This window comes from Moorena sp. (assembly GCF_982860115.1).
The window spans coordinates 1-4,592 of record NZ_CEYLVT010000371.1; the positions used below are offsets into that span (position 1 = coordinate 1).

Here is a 4,592-nt window from a genome sequence, read left to right on the forward strand (position 1 = left end):
TCTGCTGTATCTCTCACTACATAAGACTTTCATGCCTCGTTGTCCCCCTGTTAGGAATCTAGCTATCTTTGCTGGGGGTGGAGCGAATGATTCAGGTGTAGTTGTAGTGGATGTTTTTTCTATCTCCAGTCCTGCTTTCAGTATTTTACCCTCTAGCCCCGATCTTCCAAGCAATACCACCGTTACCCCCATCAAAAACCAATCCGAAGCCTTTACCTTGCACAACCGCAGCGAAGCTTTCTCCGCTTTATCTAAAGCTGGTAAACTTGACCCTATCGCCCGCCTAACTACTAGCACTATCCGGCACTTCGATCGCACCCTGTTTGCCCAAGGTTTAGATGCTTTGCTCTCCCTAGAGTCTCAAACCATATCCGAAGAATCAAACTTTCCACCAGAATTTAACAAAAATAACAAACTCGATTTTGACGGAGCTTATGGGCCTTACTTCTGGGAAATATTCTTCCACATTCCCTTCTTAATTGCCTCGACCTTAAACGCTAATCAACGCTATAACGAAGCCCGTAAGTGGTATCAGTATATCTTCGATCCGACTAACCCTCAATCTGAACCTCAACCCCATCAACCTGTTAGCTTTTGGCCTTTAAATCAATCTGAAGGCAATACTATCAATGATGAAGTGGGAGGATACAACGGTACTTTGCGGGGAGAGGCTAATTGGCAAACCGTTACCGACTTTCCTGGGGTGGCTTCCAGAAATGTGTTGCAGTTCAATGGCACTGACAATTATATAGAATTGGTAAGCGCAACAGAACTGGGGCTGAAGGAAAACAGCTTTACGGTAGAAGCTTGGGTAAAAACACAAGAAAAATCGGATGGTCGCGATCGAACAATTATAGGCACAGATCAAGGTGACACAAACAAGGGTCTTCACCTAGTTATTCGAGAAACACAAGCTTATATGGGTTTCTTTTATGACGACCTAAGAGGAAAAACCAGTCTGGAAGACGGAAAATGGTACCGGATAGTCTGGCGTTATACTAAAAATACTCAGGAACAAGCCATTTTCATTAACGGCAGGTTAGATAATTCAAGGACTGCAAACGGCGACTTTCAAGGAGAAGGTCAGGTATTGATAGGCCAATGGAGGCATCTGGAGAATACTTATTTTAAAGGTCAAATGGCTAACGTTCGCATTTGGGATCGCGCTCTGAGCGATGATGAAATTGGTGACTTTGATGATGAAATTGGTGACTTTTCATATCAATTCTGGCAATTCCTACCCTTCCGAGGCAATACCCTCGAAAAGCTCGAAGAAATTTTAACCAACGAAGCCGCCATAGAAGCCTACAAAGAAAATCCCTTTGACCCCCATGCCATTGCTCGGGTGCGGATTGGCGCTTACGAAAAAGCCGTAGTCATGCGCTATATCGACAACCTGCTAGACTGGGCAGACTCCCTGTTTACCCAAGACACCTGGGAGTCGATAACCCAAGCCACCACCCTATATATGCTCGCCCATGACTTACTCGGTCCGAAACCCCAAAATATCGGTCAAGTTCGCACTCCTAAACCCGCCAGCTTTGCAGAGATTCGCGAGAAATACCCAGATGGCATTCCCGAGTTCCTCATCGACCTAGAAAACTATTTAGACGACAAAGTTCTCAATAAGTTCGGCGATGAGGTGCCCTTTAACGCCATTGACGCTTACTTCTGCGTCAGCGAAAACCCAGACCTCGCCCAATACTGGGAACGAGTCGAAGACCGCCTATTCAAAATCCGCCACTGCCAAAATATCCAAGGCGTGGAACGACAACTCGCCTTGTTCGCCCCGCCCATCGATCCCAACCAATTAGTGCGCCTAGCTGCGGCAGGGGATGGTTCCCTCAAATTAGCCACCACCGACACCGTACCCCACTATCGCTTTTCCCATCTGCTAGAACGGGCTAAAGCCATGACCTCAACCTTAATGCAACTGGGTTCTACCCTGCTGAGTACCCTAGAGAAAAAAGATGCTGAAGAACTAGCCGTGTTGCGTGCTACCCAAGAACCGATCTTGTTACAATTGATTAGCAAAACCAAAGAAAAGCAAATTGAAGAAGCACAAGCCAACCTGACAGCGTTGCAACAGAGTTTAACCTCAGCCCAAGGTCGTGCCCAACACTATCAAGACTTAATCACAGCAGGATGGAACCCGGGGGAACAAGCTACTATAAGTCTCATGGGTGCAGCCTTAGCCCCCCAGATTGCAGCCGCCGCCGTCCGAGGTGGTGCAATAGCCGGCTACCTATTGCCTAATACCTTTGGATTTGCCTTTGGGGGGATGCAATATGGCGAGGCGATTAATATGGGCTCTGCCATACTTGATGGTACGGCGGGTATTCTCACTCATAGCGCTTCTATTGCTTCAACCACCGCTCAATTCCAACGTCGGGAAGAAGACTGGCAATTGCAATGGCAAATGGCAGAATGGGATGTGGAGCAAATCGAAGCCCAAATTGAAGCGGCAAGAGTTCGCGTAGAGCTAGCTCTTGCCGATCTGGAGGTTCATCAGCAGAGCATCGCCCATTCCCAAGAGGTGGAACAATTCCTCAAACACAAATTTACCAACAAAGACTTGTATCAATGGATGTTAGGTCGCTTGTCGATTTTGTACTTCCAGACCTACAAAATTGCCTTGGATATGGCCTATTCTGCCCAAAAAGCCTACCAGTACGAACTGAACCAGGACGATATCTACATCCAACCCATCCATTGGGACAGCAACAAAAAAGGATTGTTGGCAGGGGAAAGCTTGATGTTAGAACTCAACCAGTTAGAAAAGGCTTATCTGGATGGAAACAAACGCCGCTTGGAAATCGAAAAAATAATTTCCCTGCGTCAATTCGACCCCCAAGCTTTCCTGGAATTAAAGACAACAGGAGAATGCCACTTTAGCTTTGACGAAAAGCTGTTTGCCCTCGACTTCCCCAGTCATTACTGCCGTCAAATCAAAACCATCGAGCTATCGATTCCCGCAGTGGTCGGTCCTTACCAAAACATTAACGCCACACTTAGCCAAGAGGGGGACAAGGTATTAATCAAACCCGATACCAATGCGGTTAAGTGGTTGCTAACCCTAGAAGGTAACGAACCCGATACGGGAATCTTACGGCAAAATTGGCGGCAAAACCAACAAATTGCCATTTCCAAGGGAGTCAACGATAGCGGTATGTTTGTTCTCAACTTCCAAGACGAGCGGTATTTGCCCTTTGAAGGCACGGGGGCGATTTCCTCCTGGAACTTGGAAATGCCGAAAGCCAACAACAGCTTCGACTTTGAGAGTATCACCGATGTGATTATCACCCTCAGGTATACAGCAATGCCAGAAGGGGGTTCTACTATTTTTGACACTGTAGCCGAGACTCTTAAGAACTTCACCGGACAGGTGGTTCTTAACTTAAAGCAACAGTTACTCCAAAGTCCCAATCACAACGAGCTATCCTTTGTTGTCTCACCCAATCTATTCCGTGGCAACCTGAAAAACTACAGTATTTCCGCTTCTACTGGAGAACGCTCTAGTATTTACTTGCAACTGCACTTATCCGACAGCGGTAATACGGTCGAGCCATTACCCACCCTGGAACTAAGTATCGCTGATAATGAACCAATCTCGCTCAAACTCAACAAGGATGAAAACGGTATTGTTTCCGCAAAACCTGAGGAGGCTCATAGCGAAATTGATGACATTTTTACACAGCCTTGGTTACTTTCGGATCCGGAGGAAAACGGATTTTTAAGTCCCGAAAACATTACAACTATTGCTTTAGTTGTGGCTTACGAAGGTGAGATTGACTGGTAAAGCACTTAAGTAGCATCGCCTTTTGGTAGGGTGCGTTAACAAAGTGTAACGCACCGAAAACTTACCCATCCACCAGACAATATCTAGCAGAGTGTAGAATGTAGAATGTAGAATTTAGAATGGAGAATTTAGAATGGAGAATTCTACATTATAGCCGTTGCTGAATCTTCTTTTGAATAGGAGTAGAGTGGGCATCCTGCCCGCCCGGGAATCTATTGAAACTGGCAAGATGCCAGTTCTACCAAGATGCCAGTTCTACGCAAGATGCCAGTTCTACCAAGATGCCAGCTCCACCAAGATGCCCATTCCACAGGTGCGACCCATGGCGAATTTAATTCTTAATGGGTCAAGAGCACCTAAAAATTCTTAAAATCATGCCATTATTAAGCAACGCCAAATTCTAAGCTGTTCAGCATTTAGATTGGGATATATAAATTGCTAAAAAGTAACAGGGAAAACCCAAGTTAAATGCGTATCAGCTGAAATTCTAAATTCTAAATTCTAAATTCTTCATTCTAAATTATAAAGTGATCTTCTGGGGTAGGTTGCCACCATCTTTCGCGATCGCCACCCAAGCAAAACACTTATATTCTTGGGATTTTGGACTGGTGACAGTATATTGAGTCCGCGTTAAATTAGGAAAACGTAACTCTAAGTGCTAACGGGGTGACAACAAAGCTCAACCCTAGATAGGTGTTAGGTTTTAGGTTTTAGGTTTTGGGTAAAATGAGCGCATCGGAGTCATTTGTATTTGCCAGCAATTGAAGCAATTTTCACGCATACTTCGTCAATG

At 45.5% G+C, this 4,592-nt stretch carries 1 protein-coding gene; it reads left to right on the top strand.

The window, feature by feature from the left end; genetic code table 11:
- Positions 1-31: 31 nt before the first annotated feature.
- A complete protein-coding gene (locus tag AC4II3_RS31440) occupies positions 32-3,799 on the top strand; it encodes a Tc toxin subunit A-related protein (protein WP_488029754.1) in 3,768 nt (1,255 codons plus the stop codon).
- Positions 3,800-4,592: the final 793 nt, after the last annotated feature.

What these genes read in the sequence shown, in the direction of transcription:
- AC4II3_RS31440 (WP_488029754.1), top strand. Translation starts at nt 32, where the DNA reads ATGCCTCGTTGTCCCCCTGTTAGGAATCTAGCTATCTTTGCTGGGGGT.